The sequence below is a fragment of the Fulverythrobacter fulvus genome (assembly GCF_037154085.1).
In the GTDB taxonomy this organism is placed as follows: domain Bacteria; phylum Pseudomonadota; class Alphaproteobacteria; order Sphingomonadales; family Sphingomonadaceae; genus Andeanibacterium; species Andeanibacterium fulvum.
In genome coordinates this window covers 824525-848301 of the sequence record NZ_JBANRM010000001.1, presented here as the reverse complement: position 1 = coordinate 848301, position 23777 = coordinate 824525, and the positions used below count along the sequence as shown (strand labels likewise).

General features: G+C 62.8%; 29 protein-coding genes and 1 tRNA gene. 18 read left to right on the top strand and 12 right to left on the bottom strand.

Translation table 11 applies throughout. The features are described from left to right. Positions 1-80 precede the first annotated feature (80 nt). Genes WFP36_RS04115 through WFP36_RS04105 form a run of 3 tightly spaced genes read left to right on the top strand, consistent with a single transcriptional unit; the run spans position 81 to position 3354 of the window. Positions 81-2078, top strand: a complete 1998-nt coding sequence (locus WFP36_RS04115) for a TadE/TadG family type IV pilus assembly protein (RefSeq protein WP_336978094.1) — start codon at positions 81-83, stop codon at positions 2076-2078. Further along, complete coding sequence (locus tag WFP36_RS04110; protein ID WP_336978092.1) at positions 2075-2689, top strand: TadE/TadG family type IV pilus assembly protein; 615 nt, start codon at positions 2075-2077, stop codon at positions 2687-2689. Before WFP36_RS04115 ends, WFP36_RS04110 begins: the two co-directional genes overlap by 4 nt. Then, positions 2689-3354 (top strand): TadE/TadG family type IV pilus assembly protein, encoded by a 666-nt coding sequence (locus WFP36_RS04105; protein ID WP_336978090.1) that lies wholly within the window; start codon positions 2689-2691, stop codon positions 3352-3354. The genes WFP36_RS04110 and WFP36_RS04105 overlap by 1 nt, the downstream gene beginning before the upstream one ends. A gap of 53 nt (positions 3355-3407) precedes the next feature. On the opposite strand, the gene WFP36_RS04100 is transcribed toward WFP36_RS04105, so the two are convergent. From WFP36_RS04100 to WFP36_RS04085, 4 genes are all read right to left on the bottom strand, one after another. Further along, positions 3408-3482, bottom strand: a tRNA-Gln gene (locus WFP36_RS04100). A gap of 91 nt (positions 3483-3573) precedes the next feature. Further along, complete coding sequence (gene yghU / locus WFP36_RS04095) at positions 3574-4446, bottom strand: glutathione-dependent disulfide-bond oxidoreductase (RefSeq protein ID WP_336978088.1); 873 nt, start codon at positions 4444-4446, stop codon at positions 3574-3576. Between the two features lie 107 nt (positions 4447-4553). Further along, positions 4554-4850 carry a winged helix-turn-helix domain-containing protein gene (locus WFP36_RS04090; RefSeq protein ID WP_336978086.1) on the bottom strand — a complete coding sequence of 99 codons (297 nt, stop codon included), beginning with the start codon at positions 4848-4850 and terminating at the stop codon, positions 4554-4556. 108 nt (positions 4851-4958) lie between these two features. Continuing rightward, on the bottom strand, positions 4959-5477 hold the full coding sequence (locus WFP36_RS04085) for a hypothetical protein (RefSeq protein ID WP_336978084.1): 519 nt from the start codon (positions 5475-5477) through the stop codon (positions 4959-4961). A gap of 77 nt (positions 5478-5554) precedes the next feature. Here WFP36_RS04085 and modA point away from each other — a divergent pair, with 77 nt between their 5' ends. From modA to WFP36_RS04060, 5 genes are all read left to right on the top strand, one after another. Continuing rightward, on the top strand, positions 5555-6337 hold the full coding sequence (gene modA / locus WFP36_RS04080; protein ID WP_336978082.1) for a molybdate ABC transporter substrate-binding protein: 783 nt from the start codon (positions 5555-5557) through the stop codon (positions 6335-6337). 19 nt (positions 6338-6356) lie between these two features. Further along, on the top strand, positions 6357-7061 hold the full coding sequence (gene modB / locus WFP36_RS04075) for a molybdate ABC transporter permease subunit (RefSeq protein WP_336978080.1): 705 nt from the start codon (positions 6357-6359) through the stop codon (positions 7059-7061). Further along, entirely contained in the window at positions 7051-7698 is a 648-nt protein-coding gene (locus WFP36_RS04070; protein WP_336978078.1) for an ATP-binding cassette domain-containing protein, read from the top strand. The genes modB and WFP36_RS04070 overlap by 11 nt, the downstream gene beginning before the upstream one ends. A 33-nt stretch (positions 7699-7731) precedes the next feature. Beyond that, positions 7732-8907: a BaiN/RdsA family NAD(P)/FAD-dependent oxidoreductase gene (locus WFP36_RS04065; RefSeq protein ID WP_336978076.1), complete on the top strand. Its 1176-nt coding sequence runs from the start codon at positions 7732-7734 to the stop codon at positions 8905-8907. 415 nt (positions 8908-9322) lie between these two features. Then, positions 9323-9676: a hypothetical protein gene (locus WFP36_RS04060; protein WP_336978075.1), complete on the top strand. Its 354-nt coding sequence runs from the start codon at positions 9323-9325 to the stop codon at positions 9674-9676. Positions 9677-10036: 360 nt separating this feature from the next. On the opposite strand, the gene WFP36_RS04055 is transcribed toward WFP36_RS04060, so the two are convergent. The 5 genes from WFP36_RS04055 to WFP36_RS04035 all read right to left on the bottom strand — a co-directional run bounded on the left by WFP36_RS04055 (position 10037) and on the right by WFP36_RS04035 (position 14137). Beyond that, positions 10037-10426, bottom strand: a complete 390-nt coding sequence (locus WFP36_RS04055) for a DUF6334 family protein (RefSeq protein ID WP_336978074.1) — start codon at positions 10424-10426, stop codon at positions 10037-10039. A gap of 51 nt (positions 10427-10477) precedes the next feature. After that, positions 10478-11431: an oxygen-dependent tRNA uridine(34) hydroxylase TrhO gene (gene trhO / locus WFP36_RS04050; RefSeq protein ID WP_336978072.1), complete on the bottom strand. Its 954-nt coding sequence runs from the start codon at positions 11429-11431 to the stop codon at positions 10478-10480. Between the two features lie 23 nt (positions 11432-11454). Next, the gene (locus WFP36_RS04045) at positions 11455-12552 is read right to left on the bottom strand and encodes a branched-chain amino acid aminotransferase (protein ID WP_336978070.1); all 1098 of its coding nucleotides are present in this window, start codon (positions 12550-12552) and stop codon (positions 11455-11457) included. Positions 12553-13139: 587 nt separating this feature from the next. Beyond that, positions 13140-13346, bottom strand: a complete 207-nt coding sequence (locus WFP36_RS04040; protein ID WP_336978068.1) for a hypothetical protein — start codon at positions 13344-13346, stop codon at positions 13140-13142. A 230-nt stretch (positions 13347-13576) separates the two neighbouring features. After that, on the bottom strand, positions 13577-14137 hold the full coding sequence (locus tag WFP36_RS04035) for a hypothetical protein (RefSeq protein WP_336978066.1): 561 nt from the start codon (positions 14135-14137) through the stop codon (positions 13577-13579). A gap of 66 nt (positions 14138-14203) precedes the next feature. Here WFP36_RS04035 and WFP36_RS04030 point away from each other — a divergent pair, with 66 nt between their 5' ends. The 4 genes from WFP36_RS04030 (at position 14204) to WFP36_RS04015 (ending at position 16244) form a co-directional block, all read left to right on the top strand. Then, the gene (locus WFP36_RS04030; protein WP_336978065.1) at positions 14204-14941 is read left to right on the top strand and encodes a TlyA family RNA methyltransferase; all 738 of its coding nucleotides are present in this window, start codon (positions 14204-14206) and stop codon (positions 14939-14941) included. Positions 14942-15057: 116 nt separating this feature from the next. Next, positions 15058-15612 (top strand): TspO/MBR family protein, encoded by a 555-nt coding sequence (locus WFP36_RS04025; RefSeq protein WP_336978063.1) that lies wholly within the window; start codon positions 15058-15060, stop codon positions 15610-15612. Positions 15613-15649: 37 nt separating this feature from the next. After that, entirely contained in the window at positions 15650-15898 is a 249-nt protein-coding gene (locus WFP36_RS04020) for an accessory factor UbiK family protein (RefSeq protein WP_336978061.1), read from the top strand. Between the two features lie 73 nt (positions 15899-15971). Further along, positions 15972-16244: a hypothetical protein gene (locus tag WFP36_RS04015; RefSeq protein WP_336978059.1), complete on the top strand. Its 273-nt coding sequence runs from the start codon at positions 15972-15974 to the stop codon at positions 16242-16244. A gap of 6 nt (positions 16245-16250) precedes the next feature. Here the strand turns inward: WFP36_RS04015 and WFP36_RS04010 are convergent, their stop codons facing one another. Next, on the bottom strand, positions 16251-16733 hold the full coding sequence (locus WFP36_RS04010; RefSeq protein WP_336978057.1) for a DUF983 domain-containing protein: 483 nt from the start codon (positions 16731-16733) through the stop codon (positions 16251-16253). A gap of 97 nt (positions 16734-16830) precedes the next feature. Here WFP36_RS04010 and recO point away from each other — a divergent pair, with 97 nt between their 5' ends. The 4 genes from recO to WFP36_RS03990 all read left to right on the top strand — a co-directional run bounded on the left by recO (position 16831) and on the right by WFP36_RS03990 (position 19928). Further along, positions 16831-17433: a DNA repair protein RecO gene (gene recO / locus WFP36_RS04005; RefSeq protein WP_336978055.1), complete on the top strand. Its 603-nt coding sequence runs from the start codon at positions 16831-16833 to the stop codon at positions 17431-17433. Beyond that, positions 17430-18488: a 3-isopropylmalate dehydrogenase gene (gene leuB / locus WFP36_RS04000; protein WP_336978053.1), complete on the top strand. Its 1059-nt coding sequence runs from the start codon at positions 17430-17432 to the stop codon at positions 18486-18488. The genes recO and leuB overlap by 4 nt, the downstream gene beginning before the upstream one ends. A gap of 11 nt (positions 18489-18499) precedes the next feature. Then, positions 18500-19624 (top strand): glycosyltransferase family 2 protein, encoded by a 1125-nt coding sequence (locus WFP36_RS03995; protein ID WP_336978051.1) that lies wholly within the window; start codon positions 18500-18502, stop codon positions 19622-19624. A gap of 121 nt (positions 19625-19745) precedes the next feature. Continuing rightward, positions 19746-19928 carry a PLDc N-terminal domain-containing protein gene (locus tag WFP36_RS03990; RefSeq protein ID WP_336978049.1) on the top strand — a complete coding sequence of 61 codons (183 nt, stop codon included), beginning with the start codon at positions 19746-19748 and terminating at the stop codon, positions 19926-19928. 12 nt (positions 19929-19940) lie between these two features. Here WFP36_RS03990 and WFP36_RS03985 read toward each other — a convergent pair whose 3' ends face one another. Then, positions 19941-20534, bottom strand: a complete 594-nt coding sequence (locus tag WFP36_RS03985) for a hypothetical protein (protein ID WP_336978047.1) — start codon at positions 20532-20534, stop codon at positions 19941-19943. Between the two features lie 115 nt (positions 20535-20649). Between WFP36_RS03985 and WFP36_RS03980 the strand changes: the two genes are divergently transcribed. Further along, positions 20650-21135 carry a hypothetical protein gene (locus WFP36_RS03980; RefSeq protein ID WP_336978046.1) on the top strand — a complete coding sequence of 162 codons (486 nt, stop codon included), beginning with the start codon at positions 20650-20652 and terminating at the stop codon, positions 21133-21135. A 20-nt stretch (positions 21136-21155) separates the two neighbouring features. On the opposite strand, the gene WFP36_RS03975 is transcribed toward WFP36_RS03980, so the two are convergent. Further along, positions 21156-22430 (bottom strand): phospholipid carrier-dependent glycosyltransferase, encoded by a 1275-nt coding sequence (locus WFP36_RS03975; protein ID WP_336978044.1) that lies wholly within the window; start codon positions 22428-22430, stop codon positions 21156-21158. 122 nt (positions 22431-22552) lie between these two features. Between WFP36_RS03975 and metZ the strand changes: the two genes are divergently transcribed. Next, entirely contained in the window at positions 22553-23761 is a 1209-nt protein-coding gene (metZ, locus tag WFP36_RS03970) for an O-succinylhomoserine sulfhydrylase (RefSeq protein ID WP_336978042.1), read from the top strand. Positions 23762-23777: the final 16 nt, after the last annotated feature.

Here is a 23777-nt window from a genome sequence, read left to right as displayed (position 1 = left end):
AACCATAAGTGTTGGCGAGGGAGTAACCGTGTTCCGTCTATCTCCGGGCAGGCTTGGCCTAGTCTATGGAGAATATCGGAATGCGCAGCCATTCCCCCGGGGGCAAATTCCTTCGCGCGCTTGCGAAAGACCGTTCGGGCAACACGCTCGTGATCGCGGCTGCCTCGCTGCTTCCTATGACGGCTCTCATTGGAGGCGGGGTGGACGTCAGTCGAGCCTATATGGCCAAGACCCAGCTTCAGTCCGCCTGCGACGCGGGTGTGCTCGCAGGCCGCCGAGCGATGAGCAAGACCGGCACCTACGGCACTACGGAAAAAGCGAAGGCGAGCAGCATGTTCACCTTCAACTTCAACCCGACCTCATTCGATGCCACGAATGTTAGTTACGTCACTCACGACAATGATGACGGACAGGTTCTTGGCACCGCAACCGCGACCATCCCGACACTGGTGATGAAAGTGTTCGACATGAACACGGTCGACCTGTCGGTGGATTGCATGGCCGAATTGCAGATCGGCAATGCGGACATCATGTTCGTGCTCGATACCACCGGTTCGATGGCCAATTCGATCAGCTATGGCGATCCGGCCAAAATCGACGGCCTGCGATCCGCGGTTCGTGACTTCCACAAAACGATCAACCAAGCGGTGAACGATAACCGCACGCGTATCCGTTACGGCTTTGTACCTTATTCGATGACGGTGAATGCCAAGGGCCTGCTCACCGGCGGATCCATGCCCTACAGCTATTTCACGGACCAAACCCAGTACCAGACGCGTATTCCCTATTTCGGGAAGACGACCTACGTGGCCGAAACTCCGGTAGAGGTTGGTAGTGGAACCGAGGTCTATTCGACCAAGATCAGCCAGACCAATTGCAACAAGTATGGCGCCTACAATTACCCTACGAGCGGCGTGAATCCGGTAAAAACTGGCGGCGCGCCCAATCCGCTTTACGTGACTGAGTACAACTATGTCTCCTGGACGAATGTAACCGGATCCGGGAATAACAAGGTTGGCACCTGCACCCGACGCTGGGTGAAGACCAGGACGGATTATGAGACGTGGTTTGGCTTCAGCTACTGGATCTACCAGGATGAGTCGCTGGACACCGCGAATTTCAAGAACTTCTCCTCGGTGCCCATCGCCACATCGGTGACCTCGGCGCTGGTTTCCACGCAGGGTGATTATGACCTCGTGACGCTTGCCAAGATGCAGGCCGGAACTGCCCCCAATGGCGTGAAAGCGACTGGCGTAAGTGTTTCAAGTTATACTTGGAACGGCTGCCTGGAAGAGCGCGACACGGTTCAGGAAACCGATTTCGATCCGATCCCGGACGATGCGTACGATCTCGATCTGGATTTGGTGCCAAGCAGCAGTCAGACACGCTGGCACCCGATGTGGAACAACGTCGAATATTCGCGAAGCAATTACGACGGTCAATATTACTATTATAATTCATCGGACGGTAAGTACTACAACTATTCGAACTATAGCGGGAACCAGGTTTCGCCGCCCAGCAACAGCAGCGGCAGTTGTCCTTCGGAGATGATGCTGTTTCGGACTGTCGAACTGGCTGACGACCCGAATGACGTGCCTGCCTGGCTCAACACTTTTCTGAACAATCTGGTGGCGACCGGTAACACCTACCACGACATAGGGATGACCTGGGGTGGTCGTCTTACGAGTGCGACCGGGCTATTCGCTGACAACGTGAATCTTGATGCCGACAAGATCAATGTGAGCAAGCATATCATCTTCATGACCGACGGTATTATGGAGCCCACAGCGTCCGGCTATTCCGCCTATGGTATCGAGAACCTCGATAGCCGGATTGCGCCACGTTATTACGCCAATACGATCACATCGCGACACAATGCGCGCTTTTCGGCTCAGTGTGAGGCCATCAAGGCGCAAGGCACGACGATCTGGGTAGTCGCTTTTGGTACAAGCATGACCACTGAGTTGCAGAACTGCGCCAGTAATGGCCGTGCCTATTACTCGAGCAATACTGAGCAGCTTCGCAACACTTTCAAGTTCATTGCCGCACAGGTGGCCGACCTGAGGTTGGGCGAATGATCGGGCGAATTCTCCTCAATTCGGTACGCTGCCTTGCGGGTGATGCGCGAGGGGCGACCCTGCCGGAATTCGCCATCGTGCTGCCGACCTTTCTGCTGCTGCTGTTTGGTATCTTCGATCTCGGCCAAGGCATTTACGTCCAGTCCGTGCTTCAGGGGGCAATCCAGGATGCGGGGCGTGACGCCGGTCTCGAAAGCGGGACGAGCCAGAAGGATGTGATCGACCAATACGTGCGCGACCAGCTTCGTCCGATCGCGATCAGCAATCCCACTTATACGATTGAGCGCAAGAATTATTCGAGCTTCGCCGACGTCGGGCGGCCCGAGGATTTCACTGACTCGAACAAGAACGACAAGTACGATTCCAACGAGTGCTTCGTTGACGAGAACGGCAACAACTCATGGGATGGCGACGTCGGTAAAGGCGGGCAGGGCGGCGCGAACGACGTTGTGCTTTATACGGTCACTGTCAGTTATAATCGCGTGTTTCCCCTTTGGAAGCTCATAAGCAGTGAGGAACGTAGTGACGTTTCTGCCTCAACTGTGCTGCGTAACCAGCCTTTCGGCCCTCAGGCCGGCAGGGCGACGAAACAGGTGTGTCCGGGGGTATGATGAGCAAAACAACTCCGGGCGCTCTGCGCCGCTTTGTGCGTCGTCTTTGGCGTGATGAAAATGCCATTGCCCTCGTCGAGTTCGCCTACTCGCTCCCTGTGCTGACCATGCTTGGCCTCGGCGGTGTGGAGATCGCGAACCTCTCGATCACGCATATGCGGGTGAGTCAAATCGCGATCTCGCTGGCTGATAACGCGTCGCGCGCGAAGCAGGAGATCGTCTCCGGCGTGCCGCGCATGCGCGAATATGACGTTAACGAGACGTTCGAAGGCGCCGCGCTGCAATCGGGCGGGCTCGATATCGAGCAGAACGGGCGGCTGATCCTGTCCAGCCTTGAGGTGAACTCGCAGGGTGGGCAGTGGGTCCACTGGCAGCGTTGCTTCGGAAAGACGGCTTACAAGTCGAGCTATGGCAAGCAGGGCGACGGCATTACCGGAACCAGCTTCCCCGGCATGGGTCCCGCCAATCGGCGGGTGCGCGCCGAGAGCGGCTTTGCCATCATGTTTGCGGAAGTGGTCTATAATTACAAACCACTGATCTTCAGCAGCCTGGTGCCGCCGCAGGCGATCCGCAAGACGGCAGCAATGTATGTCCGCGATGATCGCGATCTCACGCAGATCTACAACCCTTCGCCTGCCGCGACAGTGAATTCCTGCCCGAACTGAACGCATGCGCCGCAGGCCCAAGAGTGCGGCTGTGTATCGTGGATCATGCGATTTGGCTGGGGCGGCAGGATTCGAACCTGCGAATGCCGGTACCAAAAACCGGTGCCTTACCACTTGGCGACGCCCCAGCAGCGTCTCCGCCTGCGCCCTTGGGCGCATGGGTGAGGCGCCCCTATAGCGGGGCCTCGCCCATGCGCAAGGTGCTATGCTCGCCCTTCCTCAGAGGAGATCGGGACGCTTGCGTACCGGATCGAACAACGAGGGGTCGAGCGCGTCGAAATCCGCCGCCGAATGGCGTTCCGCCATTGCCTGCGTGTTCACGAGGCGACCGCGAATGGCGCCCGGGCGCGCGTCGATCGTGCGGATCCAGCGGCCGACATTCTCGTATTCGTCGAGGCTGAGGAAGATGTCACAGCGATTATAGGCACCGTGATAGAGGTTGCCGAGCCACGTATAGGCGGCGATATCGGCGATCGTGTAATCGCTGCCCGCGAGATATTCCGTCTTGCCTAGCTGCATGTCCGCCACGGCGAAAAGCCGCTTGGTTTCCATCGCATAGCGATCGATCGGGTACTTATAGCGCTCGGGCGCGTAGACGTAGAAATGTCCGAAGCCGCCGCCCATGAAGGGCGCGCTGCCCATCTGCCACATCAGCCAGCTGAGCGTCTCGGCGCGGGCGGGTTGGGTCTTGGGCAGCAAATAGTCGAACTTCTCCGCCAGATGCAGCAGGATCGAGCCGGATTCGAACACGCGGAACCGCTCCGGCCCGGACTTGTCGAGCAGGGCGGGGATCTTGGAATTAGGGTTCAGTTCGACGAAGCCGGACCAGAACTGGTTGCCTTCGAAGATCTTGATCAGCCACGCATCGTATTCCGCGTCGGAAAAGCCGGCTTCCAGCAATTCCTCCAACATGATGGTGGCTTTCACGCCGTTGGGAGTTCCGAGCGAATAGAGCTGGAAGGGGTGATCGCCCTCCGGCAGTTCATGTTCTTCGCGCGCGCCGGCGGTGGGGCGGTTGATCCCGGCGAACTGGCCGCCATTTTCGGGATCGAAGGTCCAGACCTTGGGCGGAACATAGGTGTCGTCGGACATGGCGCGGCTCTCCTGCGAGGGGGTTTGTTGACTCTGTCGCAGTAGATGGGACTGCGCGGGCGCGAGGGCAAGCGATGCTTTGCTTGGGGCGCGCCAAGATGCGGTTTTCAGCCTCTGAGTGCCCGTGTCAGCAGGGCCAGCGCCTCGCCCTGAGCACCCTTTTCAGCCATTTCCACGACCTTGCGATAGGCTTCCCGCATGTCGCGGCCCAGTTCGGTGACTTTCGCCCCGGCTTGCTGTCCGCCGCCGGGATGTGTCTCCACCAGGGGCTCGGCAAAGCAGCGGTTCATCGCGTCGACCAGCATCCAGGCGCGGCGATAGCTCATGCCCATGGAGCGCGCGGCCGCCGAAATGGAGCCTGTCGCCTCGATCGCGTCGAGCAGGTCCGCCTTGCCGGGGCCCATGGCGATCTCATCGCCGACATAGAGCTGCAGCTTGAGCTTGAGCGTTGCGATCGGCCGTCTCCCGTTTGATCGGGTCAGACTAGCCGATCATGCGGCGGATTGCAGCCGTCAGGGTGCCTTTATCATCAGCCTGCTGGTAGCCACCTGCGCGGCGGAAAGCTCGATCCGATAGGCTCCGGCCTCCAGCGGGAAGTGGACGATCTTGCCGATGCCCGAACAGTCGGACCCATGGCCGTGGCTTGAGGATTCGATCACGCCCTTGGGCCCGATCACGTCGATCCACATCGGGTCTGCCACGGTGATGAGGTAGGTTCCCGCGGCCGGAGCGGTAAAGGTCAGCACGGCGCCCATGCTGCCTTCGGGCAGTTCCTTGCCGTCGAAGCCGGTAAGCGCCACCTGCTCGACGGGAGCGAGCGTGAAGGACCAGGCTTGGCCTGCCGAGATATCGCCGTTTTCGGGTGCAGCCGAAGGACTGTCCCACCCGGTCCATTCGGCAGGCACCGGAACGGGCGCATCGCAGGCAGGCGGTTGCCATTTGTCTTCGGCGGCCAATGCCGGAGAAGCCGAGATGAAGCCGAAGGAAACAAGCGCTGAAAGCGCTGAGGTAATCACGGAACGGGGGGCCAAGGACGTGCTCCTGCCTTGCTATATCGCAGTGTATATAGCATAGGCGCCGTTCGATACGTCAACCGAAAGCCACTGCAATGCAGCGCATTTTTTCCCGCCTCCTGCCGATCGTTGCCGCTGCACTGCTGGCCGCGTGTTCCGGCGGGAAGGAGGAGGCAAAGGGCCCGACTGTGCTCGCCGCCGCAAGCCTGCAGGAATCGCTGGAAGAAGTGGCCGATGCCTGGGCTAAGGAAGGCCATCCCCGCCCGGTGCTGAGCTTCGCGGCCACTTCCGCATTGGCCCGACAGGTCGAGCAGGGCGCGCCCGCGGATTTGTTCATTTCCGCCGATGAGCAATGGATGGACACGCTGGAGGGCGAGAAGCTGATCGAGCCTGGCACGCGCAAGACCCTGCTCGGCAACACGCTGGTGCTGATTGCGCCGGTGGCCAGCAATACCCGCGTCGATCTTGCCGATCGCGCCGGTTTCGTCCGGGCGCTGGGGCAGGGGCCGCTGGCGCTGGCCGATCCCGAAGCCGTGCCGGCCGGGAAATATGCCAAGGCGGCGCTGACCGGGCTTGGCCTGTGGGGCGATGTTCAGGGCAAGATCGTCCAGGCGGAGAATGTCCGCGCGGCGATGGCGCTGGTCGAGCGGGGCGAAGCCGCTTTGGGCGCCGTCTATGGCAGTGATGCCAAGGCGAGTGCCAAGGTGCGCGTCGTGGCGAGTTTCCCCGCTGACAGCCATCCGCCGATCCTTTATCCGGTGGGCCAGATCAAGGCTTCGACGAACCCTGAAGCGGCGGGTTTCCGTGAATATCTGGCGGGCGACGCGGCGATGGCGGTGTTCGAACGGCACGGCTTCACGCGGCCCGGCGCCGATTGAGACAACAAGGCGGTCCTGAATGCTGAGTGCGGCGGAATGGGCCATCGTGGGCCTCTCGCTCAAGGTGAGCCTCGTCGCCATGGCGGGTACCTTGCCCGTCGCCTATGGGCTCGCCTGGCTCCTCGCTCGCAAGCGCTTCCCCGGTATTCTGCTGCTCGACGCGCTGGTGCATTTGCCGCTGGTCGTCCCCCCGGTGGTGACCGGCTGGCTGCTGCTGATCCTGTTCGGGCGTAACGGCCCGGTCGGGTCCTTCCTGGAAGATCATCTGGGCATTGTCCTTGTCTTCCGCTGGACCGGCGCGGCACTTGCGGCGGCCGTCATGGCGCTGCCCCTGATGGTCCGCGCGATCCGCCTCTCCATCGAAAGCGTGGACCAGCGGCTGGAAGAGGCTGCGCGTACCCTGGGCGCACGGCCGCTGCGCGCGTTTCTTACCGTTACTCTGCCACTTTCCGTGCCCGGCATTCTGGCAGGCAGCGTGCTGGGCTTTGCGCGCTCCATCGGGGAGTTCGGGGCCACGATCACCTTTGCCTCCAATATTCCGGGCGAGACGCGCACGCTGCCGTTGGCGATCTATACCGGCCTGCAAATGCCCGGAGGCGAGGAGATGGTGACGCGGCTGGCGCTGATTTCCGTCGGCCTGTCCATCGCGGCGCTGGTCGCCAGCGAATGGCTGGTGCGCCGCAGCGGGGCCCGGCTGGGGCAGGGGGGTGGCCATGTCCTCTGAACCACAGTCCTCTGAGCCCATCTTCGAGATCAAGCTCGCCCGCCGGGTCGGGGATATGCGGCTCGAACTGAATGCCGTTTCCCATGCCTCGCTCACGGCGCTGGTCGGCCCTTCGGGTGCCGGCAAGACCACTACGCTCAACTGCATCGCCGGCCTGTTGAAGCCGGAGAGCGGCCGCATCGTGGTGGCGGGCAGGGTGCTGTTCGATTCCGCGCTGAAGATAAACCTGCCGCCGGAGCGGCGCCGGGTCGGTTACGTCTTCCAGCAAGGGCGGCTGTTCCCGCATATGAATGTGGCGGCAAACCTTGCCTATGGCGAGAAGCTCCACGCGCCGGAAGAACGCTGGATCACGCAGGGCGAAGTGGTCGAGTTTCTCGGCATCGCCCATTTGCTGGAACGGATGCCCGGCACGCTGTCTGGCGGTGAGGCCCGCCGGGTTACTATCGGTCGCGCGCTGCTGTCGGCGCCCAAATTCCTGCTGATGGACGAGCCGCTTACCTCGCTCGACGCGGCTCGGGGCGAGGAGATCCTGCGCGTGGTGGAACGTATCCGCGACGAACTGGCTCTGCCGGTGCTCTATGTCAGCCATGACATGGCGGAAGTGGAGCGTCTGACGGATAGCGTCATCCGGCTCTAGGCGGCAGGGCGCCCGCCCGCTAGGGGCACTGCCATGGCCGGCGAATTCGATGCGATTGTTCTGGGCGCCGGCGCTGCCGGCATGATGGCGGCGGCCACGGCCGGGCAGCGCGGCAGACGTGTGCTGTTGCTCGACCATGCCGATGCACCGGGCAAAAAGATCCTCATTTCCGGCGGCGGGCGGTGCAATTTCACCAATATCCACACCGCGCCGGATCGCTATCTTTCGCAGAACCCGCATTTCGCCAAATCGGCGCTGGGCCGCTATTCGCCGCAGCACTTCCTCGCCCTGGTCGAGAGCCATGGCATTGCCTGGCACGAGAAGACGCTGGGCCAGCTCTTCTGTGACGGTTCCGCGCGGCAGATCGTGGATATGCTGCTGGAAGAATGCGCGAAAGGCGGGGTCGAGCTGCGCTGCAATGCCCCGGTGAGCGAGGTTGCCCACGTCGATGGGACCTTTCGCGTCGCCGCCGGAGGCGAGACGGCAAGCGCGCCCGCACTGGTGATCGCCACGGGCGGCCCGTCGATTCCCAAGATGGGCGCGACTGGCTTCGCCTATGATCTCGCCCGGCAATTCGGCCTCAAGGTGGTGGAACCGCGCCCCGCGCTGGTGCCCCTCACTTTGCCGGGGGACGAAGCCCTGTTCCGCGAGCTTTCCGGCGTTTCGGCCGAAGTGATCGCGCGCTGCGGTAAGGCTGCCTTCCGCGAGGCGGCCCTGTTTACTCATCGCGGACTGTCCGGTCCGGCGATCCTGCAAATCTCCTCCTACTGGCGGCGGGGCGAGGAAGTGGGGATCGACTTCCTGCCCGATCTTGGCGAGGGCTGGCTGGCCGAAGCCAAGCGTACCCGTCCGCGCGCTGGCCTGCGCAGCGCACTGGGTGAGCATCTGCCCGACAGGCTGGCCACGGTGCTGGCGGAAAAGCTGGGGCTGGAGAGGGAACTGGGCAATCTGTCCGACAAGGCACTGGCCGAAGCGGCGCGGCGGCTGGCGGACTGGCGCTTCCGCCCGAATGGCAGCGAGGGTTTCGCCAAGGCCGAAGTGACCATCGGCGGGATCAGCACGGCGGAGCTTTCCTCCAAGACCATGGAGGCGCGCAAGCTGCCCGGCCTATACGCCATTGGCGAGGCTGTGGACGTGACCGGCTGGCTGGGCGGCTATAATTTCCAATGGGCCTGGGCGAGCGCGAAGGCGGCGGGGCAGGCGATTTAGGCGGGGCGGTTGGGGCAAGCGTGTCACCTTTGATGTTACACGGAACGGCCATCGAAACCCCTTGTGTAACACCCCCTGTATGCCGCAGTTTTGAGCCGTTTTTCGGGATTAGGCTCGCGGCGGAGTGTGACCTTTTGTTTTTGCTTTTTCGTGGCCGTTCCAGCCGACCTTTCCAGACCGGGCGGAGGGAGGCGAGGAGGGGCGTGGCGAGGTAAGGCATCGAGCAGGATAAACCCCATTTGCCACGATGTAGGAAAGTGATTTCTCGCCCCCGTCATCCTGAACTCGTTTGTGTAAGCACAGCTTCGCTTCCAGGATCTATTTTTCCAGATTAGGCCGTAGTTTGGGGGGGAGCGATGGATGCTGAAACAAGTTCAGCATGACGGTATAGTGATTTCCGCTTCCCATCCCAATCTTGCCGAATGCCGCCATTCCGGACGCGATGACATTGCGGACGTTGGCTGAAAAGATATATCCTGTTGCGAAGATGACTGTGTCCGAGATCGCAAATGAGCTGGCTAATGAGTGGCTTGAGATGCTTGCCAAGGTTTCGTGGTCCGACCATGCCAAGTCAATTCATGCACGTTCACCGTTTCCCTGCGGTGAGACCACATCGGTTGATACGTCGATAGGACTCTTGGATGTCAGCGATACGGAGCGTTGGACAAGTGGGATTGACGGAGACATCGAACTGATCATCGAGGTGTACGATGATCCCGATGGTGAACCACTTGCCAAGCGCAGCGCCACCATCAGGCGGCCTGCCTAAACACGACGAGCCTCCTCTATGTCCGCTTACCACCCCATTCCTGCCGGTTGAACGTCGCCTTGAGGCAAACGAAAGCTGACAGTCCCGAATGCGTGCGGGCATCCTCCATCCTCCGCTCGTCCTGAGCCTGTCGAAGGACACGCGCGACGGTGGTTCCGGGAAAGATCCAGCTGGGCCAGTTCGCACTGGGAAGGCGACGGAGCTGCTCAATGGTCAAATGGCAGCGCGTGTCCTTCGACAGGCTCAGGATGAACGGACGGGGTGATTGCGGAAAAGGAGCTTTGTTCGCCCCCTTTCTCCCCCGCCTAACCTCAACCCCGAAGCTTGCCCCCACATGCGCCTCGCAGCGGGAGTGGCCGTTCAGCCTGCTATCGACGTAATACGCGTGCAATGGAGCGCGGAAGCTACTCCTGTGAAACTGTAGGCGGGATCGATTCCATCTAACGCGAACGAGAAGCAATCCAGATAACCGCGAAAATTTCGTCCTATCCAGCACCAGCCAAGCTTGTGGGACACAGCGCCTTGTAGTTGCGGAAGCGTCTGCCATCCCTCAACTTCACCGTCGAACGGCTCAAGTGTGACTATCACCTCATCGGTATCCGGGTTCACCCTCAGGATCACAGCGGAGGAGTCCAGCTTCAATGCAAGCTCTTTGCATTCAAGACTGCCGTCATCAAGGCAGCGCCCCCCCTTGGCAAACACGCCTGCCACGGTAGCACCTTCAACTTCTTCCCAGTCAAACTGAAGCATAATTGCCTGATTGTTCGTCCGAAAAGTCTGGCAGGAAAGAGAGCCCGCCGCTTAACCCTCAACCCCGAAGCTCGCCCCAACATGCGTCTCACCCCTTGCCCGGGCGAGCATTTCCTGGCGGTGGCGTTCGGCGTAGCTGGCGCGCTGTTCCTCGTCGCGCTCGGCGTGGCAGGCGGGGCAGCTGACGCCCTCGACATAGAGCGGCGAGGCCTTGTCTTCCGCGCTCACCGGGCGGCGGCAGGCGTGGCACAGATCGTAGCTGCCCGGCGCGAGGCCGTGGGCGACTGTTACCCGCTGGTCGAAGACGAAGCATTCGCCTTCCCACAGGCTGTCTTCGGCGGGCACGGTTTCCAGATATTTGAGGATGCCGCCCTTGAGGTGGAATACCTCTTCCACGCCCTCGGCCTTGAGGAAGGCAGTGGACTTCTCGCAGCGTATGCCGCCGGTGCAATACATCGCCACCTTGGGCGCCTTGCCTTCTCCCAGCAGGCGCTCGCGCTCGGCGCGGAACCAGGCGGGGAAATCGCGGAAAGTGGCGGTCTGCGGGTCGATCGCGCCGTGGAATTTGCCCACGGCCACTTCGTAATCGTTGCGCGTGTCGATCAAGATGGTTTCCGGATCGTTGATCAGCGCGTTCCAGTCTTCCGCCGGGACATAGGTCCCCACGCTGGCCAGCGGATCGATGTCCGGCTCGCCCATGGTAACGATTTCCTTCTTCAGCCGCACTTTCATGCGGTGGAAGGGCATGGCGGGGGCGCGGGAATATTTGACGTCCAGCCCCGCACAACCGGGCAGGGCGCGGACATGGCCGACCACGCGGGCAATCGCATTGTCGCTGCCCGCGATAGTGCCGTTGATCCCCTCATGCGCCAGCAGCAGAGTGCCCTTTACGCCCAGCTCCTCGCACAAAGCGAGCAGCGGAGCGCGCAGGACCTTGTGGTCCGGGAAGGGCGTGAACTGATAGAGCGCCGCGACGCAGACGGGCAGGGAAGTTTCCTTGGGCATGTCAGCCACAGGGGCGGTTCCGCTCAGTCCAGCCGCATCACCCAGCCATGGGTGTCAGGCACGGTGCCGCGCTGGATGCCCACCAGCTTCTCGCGCAGTTTGCTGGTCATCTGGCCGGGGCCGCCCGAACCGATGGTGAATTCGCCATCATGGCCAGCGACCTTGCCCACCGGAGTGACGACCGCAGCGGTGCCGCAGGCGAAGGTTTCGACCAGCTTGCCGCTTTCGGCATCGGCACGCCATTGATCGAGCGAATAGCGTTCCTCGCTCACGGTCAGGCCTTCCTCGCGGGCGAGGGCCAGCAGGCTGTCACGCGTGATGCCCGGCAGGATCGTGCCGGTCAGCGGGGGCGTGACCATGCGCCCGTCATCGAAGACGAAGAACAGGTTCATGCCGCCCAGTTCCTCGATATATTTATGCTCGGCAGCATCGAGGAACACGACCTGATCGTGGCCGCGGGCAATGGCTTCTGCCTGCGGAACAAGACTGGCAGCGTAATTGCCGCCGCACTTGGCCGCGCCCGTGCCGCCGGGGGCCGCGCGCGTATAGTCGCTCGACACCCAGATCGAGACGGCCGGGGCGCCCGACTTGAAGTAATTGCCTGCCGGGCTGGCGATCACCAGGAACTTGTACTGCTTGGCCGGGCGCACGCCCAGGAAGGGCTCGGACGCGAACATGAAGGGCCGCAGATAGAGCGAGCCGCCTTCCACGCTGGGGAACCAGTCCGCATCGGCGGCGACCAGTTCGCGCACGGCGCCGATGAAGGTCTCTTCCGGGATTTCCGGCATGGCCAGGCGCTTGGCCGACTCATTGAAGCGGCGCGCATTGGCATCCGGGCGGAACAGGGCAGTGCCGCCATCGGACAGGCGATAGGCCTTCAGCCCTTCGAAGATTTCCTGCGCGTAATGCAGCACGGCGGCGGCGGGATCGAGCGTGATCGGCTCGCGCGGGCCTACCTTCGCATTGTGCCAGCCCAGGCCGTCGGTCCAGTCAATCGATACCATGTGGTCCGAAAACAGAGTGCCGAAGCCGGGATTGGCGAGGGCGCTGTTACGTTCCGCCAGCCCCATGGGGGCCGGATGAGGCAGGCGATTGAATTCGACGGCGGGAAAATCGGCCATGGGAAGGTTTAACTCCGGTTGATCGGGGCGGTTAAACCTAAATCCGCAGGCGGTGCAAGTGCGAGTAAAGTTGCCATTGTAACGGGTGGCTGCCGCCGGATTTGCCGGGATTTGCCCCAGATATGTGAAAACCCGCCCCGGCAGGCCGGGAGCGGGTTTTCGCATGGTCAGCGGCCGGAAGTGCCGCTCACGGAGCCTTTATCGTTGCTGCTGGATTTAACGATAATGCTCCGCGCGGAAAATAACCGACCTCCCTGCTGAACCATGAGACATCGGATCACCTCCTTTCGCGCTGTTGAGCCAAAGTCGCCGTTTTTTGCGGCTGGGCCCGCGGTCTCGCGTGCCTTGGCCCCAATGTGAGTCATGACGCGGCGCAACACAAGTCTTGCAAATATGTTTTTCCCCGTCAGAATTGAGCGCTTGGGACATTGACGGGTGAACTGGCCCGAATTCCCCGGATTTCCGACATTTCTGGACAGCACAGCAAAACCGCCACGCCTGCTTGTGAGCTGGCGTGGCGGTTGCGATCGGATTGCATGGCCGGTGCAGCCCCACCGCCGGACAGACGGCGAGGCTGCTGCGGGGCATCAGCCCTGGGGTGCTTCGGTCGGAGCCGGAGCCGGGTCTTCGGTGGGGGCCGGCGTCGGGCTTTCGGTCGGCTCCGGAGTCGGAGTGGCCGTTTCGTCCGGCGTGGGGGCGGGAGCTTCTTCCGCGTGAGCGGCGCTCATCGCGAAAGGGGCGACCAGTGCGAGCAGGGCCTTGGCTGCGACCATGTTTTTGATTGTCTTGGACATTACAAACTCCTGGATATTCTGGGGGCGAGGAACAATCCTGCGTTCGGAAAATTCAGGGTAATCCGTCAGTTAAGCATCCAAAATGCGATAATTAGAGCATTTGTAGGGGTGGGGTGCGGCAGGCGTCCGGTTCGTCGCGCGGCGGGCACGCTTCACGTGCGCGCTCGTAACAATTTGCCACGAAGCGGCATGGCGGGTGGGCGATTCTCACCCGCCGGGCACGCGTCGCCCTAGCGGCAATCCTCGATCACTCGGGTCACTTCCGGCCAGCTGGGCACATAGAGCGTCGGCTCGCCTCCCGTCTCGACGGCGAAGCGGCCCTTGCTGATCGCCATCGCATCCAGCAGCGAGTCGCTGGCGGAAAGGTCTGCGGCGAGCAGGGTTTCAATCGAACCCTGGCGCGGCTGGGCGTTGAGCAGGCGCTCGGCGCTTTCGGCACGGATTCGCATCGGCTGGGCGCGGGTCTGGGCGCTGACGCGGCCGATGGCGATGGTGCGGGTTGCCGGATCGCAGCGCATGACGAAGCCGAAATCCGTATCGCTCCTGCCATAGACGGCATAGCTGAACGCACCGACCTTCTTGTAGAACCAGTCCCCGGGGCTGCGCGGTGCATCCATCCAGTTCTCATGCGCCTGAGTCGGCACGGGTGCCGGGGCGGGAGCTGGCAGCGGGGCCGGTGCAGGCGTGGGGCTGGGCAGCGGCGCCGGGGCCGGAGCGGGCGGCACGGCGGCCGGAACGCAGGCGCCGAGCGCGGCGGCGGGCAGGCAGGCGGCGAGAAGGCGAAGTTTCATCGCATGCATCCTTGGCTCAAAGGCGGCGCTGGCTCAAGCGCGCGCTCGGCGCTATCGGCTGCGTTCATGGCGGGAAAACAACGTATCGACCAATTGCTGGTGGCCCGAGGCCTCGCGGAAAGCCGTGCGCGTGCGCAGGCGCTGGTGATGGCGGGCCTCGTCTATCTGGGCGAAAGCAAGGTCTCCAAGCCGGGGCAGCAGGTCGCGGAAGATGCCGAAGTCAGCGTGCGCGGGCGCGATCATCCCTGGGTCAGCCGGGGCGGGATCAAGCTGGCCCATGCGATCGAGCATTTCGGCCTCGATCCCGCCGGCGCGGTGGCGATGGATATCGGCAGTTCCACCGGCGGCTTTACCGATGTGCTGTTGAGCAAGGGTGCCGAGCGCGTATTCGCGGTCGATTCAGGCACTAACCAGCTTGCCTGGAAGCTGCGGCAGGACCCGCGCGTGACCGTGCTGGAACAGACCAGCGCGCGCATCCTGACGCCCGGACAGATCGACGCACCCTGCAACTGGGTGGTCTGCGACGCCAGTTTCATTTCGCTGCGCAAAGTATTGGAAGTGCCCCTGAAACTGGCTGCGCGGCAATGCCGCCTTGTCGCCCTGATCAAGCCGCAATTCGAAGTCGGCAAGGGCGAGGTGGGCAAGGGCGGCGTGGTGCGCGACCCGGCACTGCACCAGCGTGTCTGCGATGAAGTGCGCGAATGGCTGGAGGGCGAGGGCTGGCAGATCGACGGCATCGTCGAAAGCCCGATCACCGGGCCGGAAGGCAATGTCGAATTCCTGATCGCGGCGCAGCGCGGTTAAGGTGCGGGGGATAAGCGAAATTCCCCTTTCCGCCCCGCTTTGGGAACAGTGTGACGCGCGCGATTGCTCCGGCGGCTGCGTGCCGCCAATATCCGGGCAACCGAATCGGAGTTCGCATGACCGTTCTCGCCTCGCGCGCGCAGCTGAGGGCTAGTTTCTTCCGCTGGGCGCTGTTCTTCGTACCTGTGGTTCTGCTGCTGGGATTCCTTTCCGGTGCCGTTTCGGGATCCGGGGCGGAAAACCCGTGGTTCGCCACGCTTGATAAGCCAGCGATCTATCCGCCGCCGGTTGCCTTTCCGGTCGTGTGGAGCGTGCTCTACGCGCTGATGGGCTTTGCTGCCGCGCTGGTGGCTGCGGCCTGGGGCGCACGCGGCCGTACGGCGGCGCTGGTGTTCTTCATCATTCAGTTCGCGCTCAATCTCGCCTGGTCGCCGGTGTTCTTCGGCCTGCACGAGATTCGCTGGGCGCTTTATCTGCTGGGCGCGATGGATGTGGCAGTACTGGTGACGCTGGTGCTGTTCTGGCGAGTGCGCTGGCAGGCGGGCGTGCTGCTGCTGCCCTATCTGGCATGGATTTGCTTCGCGACCCTGCTGACTTTCCAGCTGCTGGAACTCAATCCCCGCGCGGATGGCTCGGAATATTCGGGCGCGGTGCAGCGGATCGAACTCTGATCTTGCGCGCCGCTTCATGCGGGACCAAATAGGCGCCATGCAAAGCGACAACCCGATCGTCTCCGATTTCGTCAAGCTGATGAACAGCGCCGCCGGCACCTTTGCGGGCATGACCCGCGAAGCGCGCGAAGCCGCGCGTGAGCGGATGAAGGGCGCCATGGGCGGCTTCGATTTCGTTTCCCGCGAAGAATTCGACGCAGTGAAGGCAATGGCCGCCAAGGCACGGGAAGAAAACGAAAAACTGGCGGAACGTCTCGCGGCGCTTGAGGCCTCGCTCAAGAAGTAAGCCGCCTCGTGCGTGCGGCAGGCGGAGGAACGCCTGCCCGCCTGAATGGGTTTTACATGCGAAAGGATGCCGCATGTTCACCCAACTCGAACCCGCAATCCCCCTCCATGTCCTGGGCAAGGGCGATGGCTATGCCTTCGCCGTCATCGACTATGGGCAGGAGCATAATCTGATCTGGGTCACCTCGATCAACGACACTGGCGAGATCTGGTGCGCGCCCAATCCACGTGTCCGCATGCAGAAGAACTGGACCATGGGCCGCACGGAGAATCCGCAGGCGGCATCGGCCCGGAATGCCCCGGCATTATGCGCGGATTGTACCGAGGTGCTTGCGGCCCGCGATTGAGGGCGATCAGCCCTCCTTGCTGCCCGCGTCGCTGTTGTCGTCTTCGCGGGCGTGGAGCTTTGCCCACAGGCCTTCCGTGCCCGCTTCCTGCGCCTTGTTGACGTATTGCGAGGCAACCAGCCAACCCTTGATCGGGCGCAGCGGCAGGATGCATCCCGCCAGCATCAGCGGCACCGAGAAGATCAGGTGGACCCAGAAAGGCGGATGATAGGCAACTTCCAGCCACACCACCACGAACAGCAGCGGGAAGGCCACGATGCATTGCGAGAAGAATGCCGGCCCGTCATCCGGGGCGGCAAAGCGGTAATCGAGGTCGCAAACGTCGCACTTGGTGTTGAGCTTCAGCCATGAGGCAAACATCTTGCCTTCGCCGCAACGCGGGCACAGGCCCTTCCAGCCGCAGCGCAGGATCCAGTGGAGCTTGTCGTCTCGGGCGGACGATTTTGACCGAGCAGAAGACTCGGGCGCGGGACTCGGGTTCTTGTCCATGCGCGCGCCATACACACCTCCGCCCGCCATGCCGACCGGATAAGTGGCCGTTCGCGAAAGATTTGTGCGGCGTGGGTTGCTCGCCTACACCGCCGCTATGCATATCCGCGCCCAGGCGATCCTCTGCGCTGCCCGTCCTCATGGCGAGACGGCCGTGATCGCACGGCTGCTGAGCGAGGAACACGGCATGGTCGCGGGCTATGTCGCGGGGGGCAGGGGGCGCAACCTGCGGCCGGTGATGATTCCCGGCAATCTGGTGGACATGGAACTGCGCTGGAAATCGGAAAGCCAGTTGCCTTTTGCCCGGCTGGAACTGGTGCAGAGCCGGGGGCCGTGGCTTTCGGAGCCCCTGCCGGCCGCCGCGATCCAGTGGGCTTGCGCGCTCACGGCATCGGCCTTGCCCGAGCGTCAGCCCTATCCGTCCCTCTATCAGGCACTGGGCGCCTTGCTCGACGCCATATGCCACGCGCCCTCTGCGAGGGGCTGGGCCGGGGCAATGGCCGCCTATGAGGCACTGGTGCTGCGCGAGTTGGGATATGGCGGCGGCGGGCCGCCCCGAACCGAGACACTGACCGAAGCACTTACGGCGCTGGATGCACTTTCCGCTCCTATCGAGCGCTACCTTCTTGCCGACCGGCGCGGCGATGTTATGGCGACGCGCGCGATTCTGCGGGACAGACTAGGGCGGATGGATAGATGAAGATTGCTGTGCTGGCCGGTGACGGCATCGGTCCGGAAATCATGGAGCAGGCTCTGGCCGTGCTCGATGCGCTGGCGCTGCCCGGCGTGGAACTGATGCATGGCGATGTAGGCGGCATCGGCTACAAGAAGCATGGCCACCCGCTTCCGCCCGAAACGCTGGAAATGGCCAAGGCTGCCGATGCGGTGCTGTTCGGCGCGGTGGGCGATCCTTCCTGCGACAATCTGGAGCGCCATCTGCGCCCGGAACAGGCGATCCTCGGGCTGCGCCAGGCATTGACCCTGTTCGCCAACCTCCGCCCCGCCACCCTGTTTCCCGGCCTTGAGGACATGTCTGCCCTGCGCCCCGAAGTGGCCCGCCAGATCGATCTGCTGATCGTGCGCGAGCTGAATGGCGACGTCTATTTCGGCGAAAAGGGCATGCGTACCCTGCATGACGGGCGCCGTCAGGGCTATGATTTCATGTCCTATGCCGAAGACGAAGTGGAGCGTATCGCCCATGTCGCCTTCCGCGCGGCTCAGGGTCGGAAGGGCCGGCTGTGCAGCGTGGACAAGGCCAATGTGCTGGAAACCAGCCAGCTGTGGCGCGACGTGGTGATCGACATCGCCAAGCAATATCCCGATGTGGAACTCAGCCACATGTATGTGGATAATGCCGCGATGCAGTTGGTGCGCAATCCCGGCCAGTTCGACGTGATCGTCACCGGCAATCTGTTCGGCGACATCCTATCCGACCAGGCAAGCATGTGCGTGGGCTCCATCGGCCTGCTCGCCAGCGCCTCGCTGGGTGAGAAGCAGACCGCCTATGGCACCAAGGGCCTGTACGAGCCTATCCATGGCAGCGCGCCCGACATTGCCGGGCAGGGCAAGGCCAATCCGATGGCGATGATCCTCTCGCTTGCCATGCTGCTGCGCCACTCGCTGGGGCTGGAAGCCGAAGCCGCCCGTGTGGAAGCTGCCGTGGCGAAGGCCTTGGCGGACGGCGTGAAGGGTGCCGATCTGGGAGGCAGTGCAAGCACCGCGGAAATCGGCGCTGCGGTCGTCGCGCGTCTCTGAGCCGAACCGGCATGTCCCTGCGCCTCGCGATCATCCTGCCGACCTATAATGAGCGCGCGAATCTGCGTGCGCTGGTCGTGCGCCTCGATGCGGCGCTGAAGGGTGTCGAATGGGAAGCGGTGATTGTCGACGATCACAGCCCCGACGGCACGGCGGATGAAGCACGGGCCATTTCGCTGGAAGATTCGCGTATCCGGGTGATCGAGCGGATCGGCCGGCGCGGCCTCGCCAGCGCGGCGATCGAGGGCATGTGCGCCACTGCGGCGCCGATCGTCGCGGTGATGGATGCCGATCACCAGCACGATCCGGCTCTGTTGCCCGGCATGCTGCAGGCAATCGAGAGCGGCGAATACGACGTCGCCTATGCCTCGCGTTTCTGCGAGGGGGCCAGTACGGAGGCGTGGAACCGGCCCGACCGGGTCAAGGCTTCGGGCCTTGCCAACAGCCTCGCCCGCAAGATGACCGGCGTCGAACTGTCGGACCCGATGAGCGGATATTTCATGCTGCGGGCCGAAACCCTGCGCGCCGATGCCCATCGCCTTTCCGGCGTCGGTTTCAAGATTCTGCTGGATATTCTCGCAACAGTGGACCGTCCGTTGAAGATCAAGGAATTCCCGCTGGAATTCGCGGCCCGTGCCGAGGGCGAGAGCAAGCTCGACCGGACAGTGGTGTTCGAATTCCTCGTCGGCCTCTACGACAAGTGGCTGGGCCGGATCATTCCCACTCGCTTCGCGCTGTTCGGCACCATCGGTGCGGCCGGTGTTGTCGTGCACATGGCCGTGCTTGCCACTTTCCTGCATCTCGCGGGCGGCGACGGCTTTGTCTTCGGGCGCTGGATCACGCAATTCGACGTTGGGCAGACAGTCGCCTCCATCGTGGCGATGACGTTCAACTTCGTGCTTAACAATGCGCTGACCTATGCCGACAAGCGCCTGACGGGCGCGGGGCCCCTGTTGCGCGGCTGGCTGCGCTTCGCGCTGACCTGTTCGGTGGGCATGCTCGCCAATGTCGGCGTCGCGGCGGCGCTCGTGCGTTCGGGTTTCCACGCCTATCCTTCGGCCATTGTCGGCATTCTGGTCGGCTCGGTCTGGAACTATGCCCTGTCGAGCCGCTTCGTCTGGGGCCGCTTCAAATAGGCAGGCGCGAGGCGGGCCGTTCGCATGGCTCGATCGGTTGGGGAACGTTTATCCCGTCCAAGCCGTTGAATTTACGTCGACGCCGCCAGGCGGCGCCGTAAACGGCAAAGGAGGATATTCCATGTCCTATCTTCTCGGCATCATCCTGCTGATCCTCGATATCTGGGCCATCGTCAGCGTTCTGCAGAGTTCGGCCTCCGGCGGGGCGAAACTCGCCTGGTCGGCCGGGATCGTGATCTTCCCGCTGCTGGGGCTGATCGTGTGGTTCCTTGCCGGCCCCAAGGGGCGGCCGGCGCTTACCTGATAATCTGCCGTGCTATCGGGGCGTAGGCACATCGAAAGCCTGCGCCCCCTCGCGGTCGAGATGGGCGATCAGCACTTTTACCGCCCAGACCGAGGCTTCGGCCACATCCGGCCCCCTCAGATCCCACTGATCGCGCATTTCCCGCCAGGCGAGCCCGCTGCACAGCAATTGCATTGCCGCATGGGCCTTGCGTGCCTGATCCTCGGTCAGGTCCTTTGTGTGCGGGCCGAAGATCGCGTTATACGCCGCAACCCGTTCCTGCTTCATTTCCAGCCGCATCTGGCGCCCTTCCGGGCTCGCTGAGGCGACCGTCATGACGGCTGCTTGGCGATCGAACTTCTCGAATGTCTCGCGCAATTCCCAGGTCAGCAGATCGTGCAGGCTGCGCGGCATGCCGCCCGGTGGAGAGAGCAGGCTCCACAGCCGCTTCCGCAGCGCCACCTGATCCGCATAGCGGCGATAGACTGTCCGGCGCGATACGCCGGATTTGCTGGCTACGGCATCGTGAGTGAGCGGCGCACCCTCGGCCGCGAGTTGCAGCAGGGCCTCGTCGATCCGCTCGTCATTGGAGGAAGGCTTTTCGGGTGCGGTTACGTCTTCGGTCATAACGGGTCTCTGGCATGTGGCATAAAATGTGTCAAATTGACGTTGACACTTTTTGTGCCATAATCCAGATGGCCCGCCATCGAGTCGCCCTTGCGGCTCAAAGGGGAGAACCGAAATGCTGTTTCATCTTTCGATCGATGCGCGTCAGCCGCACCATGTCGCCTCCGTCCTCGCCGAGCTGTTCGGCGGCGGCACCGTCACGCCTTTTCCTCCGGTAAGCGAAGGCAGCTGGCTCGCCATGGCAGGCGACGAGCGCAATACGATGGTGGAAGTCTATCCGCGCGGCACAGTGCTGGAAGAAGTGCAGGGCGATGCCGACGCTGTGGGCAATTATGATCCGCGCGCGGGCAGTGTGCCCGGCTTCTCGACCCATTTCGCCATGGCCACCCGCCTGTCTCAGGATGAAGTGATGGCCATTGCCGGACGCGAGGGCTGGCCGGCCAAATATCGCAGCCGTGCGGGGATGTTCGGCGTGATCGAGATGTGGATCGAGGGCGAACGGATGATCGAGGTGCTTACTCAGGACATGCAGGACGAATATCTCGCCAGCATGAGCGTGAGTAACTGGACCGGATTTCTAGCCGCTCACGCCCCGGCCTGATCGGCTCCGGCATTGCCGGATCACCGCCAGCTCTTCAGCCACATCCAGTGCTCATAGGCATAGGGGCCGGAGAGCTTGGCGGAGGAAATGATCGGATAGAACACCGCGAACATTGCCACGCTCAGCGCAAGGCCGCCCAGAGCGGTCTTGCGCCAGCCCGATTTCCACAGATCGTCCAGCGCCACGGCCATCGCGCCCAGCAGGAAGCAGCTGGGCAGGAAATAGTGATAATAGAACTGGATCGGCTTGGGGGCGATGATCCACATGCCCAGCGTCACGCCATAAAGCACGGCCATGGCGAGCGCGGCCTTGTTCTGCCGCATCACCCCGGCAAAGGCACACCAGCCGACCGCCACCAGTCCCGCGATCATGGAAAAGGGATTGCCCAGCAGCAGCACGCCGCGCTGCGCGCCGTCGACCTTGTCGTAAAGGAACCAGATCGGGCGCCAGTCGATCACCCACTGATACCAGCGGCTCATATAGGGATGCGGCTTCACCGTCTGCTGCTGCAGTTCCCACATCTTCTGGTGGTATTCCCAATAGCCGCCGATGGTCAGTGGGTTCTTGGCGTAGAAGAAGACGGGCCAGAAAGTGGCGAGATAGACCAGTACCGGCAGCACGCCGAGCCACAGCCCGGCTTCCAGCAGCGAAATGCCGCGGATCGGCCCGGCATTGGTCGCGGTGAGGAAGCGCGGGCCGGTTTCCTTCAGGCGGATCGCCAGGAAGGCGAGGCCGGGGACCATCAGCACCGGCGCGGCGTTCCATTTGCTGCCCAGCGCCAGCCCCATGAAAATGCCCGCCAGAATCAGCCGCCAGCGCGCCTGCGTGGGCAGGCGGACCGCGCCTGCCACCATCCACAGCGCAAGGATGGCGAAGCACACCATGAAGATGTCGAGCATGGCGATGCGCGACATCATGAACAGGATGAAGCCGGTCGCCAGCAGGATGCCGCTGGCAAGCGTGGCGAAGCGTGAAAGGCTGGCGAACCACATCCCGCGCATGAAGGCGAAGAAGGTCGCCACGCCCGCCACCGCAGGGAAGAAGCGCCACGCCCAGGGATTATCGCCGAAGATGGCGATACCCAGCGCGATCAGTTCCTTGCCCAGCAGCGGATGTTCGCGATTGGTGATGTGATCGAACGTCGCCAGAATGCGCGAGGCAGGCACATAATGCACCTCGTCGAAATAGATTCGCGACGGCGTGCCCAACCGCCAGAAGACGAGGGCTGCAAAGATGGCGGTGAATATTGCGCACCAGCCGAGCGGGTCGCGGGGAGTTGCCTGATGCTGCGTCATCGCCGCGCTGGATAGCAGAGCCGTAAGCCGGAGCAATCGGGTATTCGCCGTGGTCTGCAGCTATCCGTCGCATTACCAAAGCTTGCTTGCCCCGTTGACGCAGCGGCCCTAAACGCGCGCCCATGAAGAAGACCACTGGAACCGACCGCTCGATCACTTCAAAATGGCGCCCGGCCACCCGTGCGGTGCGCGCCGGCACCTGGCGCAGCGAGCACGGCGAGACGAGCGAGGCGCTGTTCCTCACCTCGGGCTATACCTACGACACGGCCGAGACCGTCGCCGCGCGCTTCGCGGGCGAGCAGGAAGGCATGGTCTATTCGCGCATGCAGAACCCTACCACGGCGATGCTGGAAGAACGCATCGCCATGCTGGAAGGCGCCGAGGCATGCCGCGTGCAGGCCACGGGCATGGCCGCGATGACCGCCGCCCTGCTGTGCCAGCTTTCCGCGGGCGATCACATCGTGGCCGGCCGCGCGGCCTTCGGTTCGTGCCGCTGGATCGTCGACAATCTCCTCCCGCGCTTCGGCATCGAGAAGACGATCGTCGATGCGCGCGATAATGATGCGTGGGAAAAGGCTATCCGCCCGAACACCAAGGTGTTCTTCTTCGAAACGCCGGCCAATCCCACCATGGACGTGGTGGACATGCGGGCTGTCTGCGGGCTGGCGCGGGCACATGGTATCATTACCGTGGTGGACAATGCCTTTGCCACTCCCGCGCTGCAGCGGCCGATGGAATATGGGGCCGACGTGGTCGCCTATTCGGCCACCAAGCTGATGGACGGTCAGGGCCGCGTGCTCGCCGGTGCGCTCTGTGCCAGCGAGGAATGGATTCAGGACAAACTGATGCCCTTCCAGCGCAATACCGGCCCGATCCTCGCGCCGTTCAATGCGTGGGTCGTGCTCAAGGGGCTCGAAACGCTTGAACTGCGCGCCGCGCGGCAGAGCGATAATGCGCTGAAGGTGGCGCAATTCGTGGAAAGCCGCGTCAGCCGCGTGCTCCATCCTGGGCTTCCCAGCCATCCGCAGCACGAATTGTGCATGAGCCAGATGAGCGCGGCGGGCCCGATCTTCTCCTTCTTCGTCGAAGGCGGGCGGGAACAGGCGATGGCCGTGCTCAATGGCCTAGAGCTGGTCGATATCTCCAACAATATCGGCGATTCCAAGAGCCTGCTGTGCCATCCGGCAACCACAACCCATCACAATATGGGCCCCGAAGGCCGCGCCGAAGCGGGCGTGGAAGACGGGATGCTGCGCATCAATGTGGGGCTGGAAGATCCTCAGGATGTGATCGAGGACCTTGCCCACGCATTCGACCGAGCCGGGTTCTGATCGCGCTCGGCTCCAT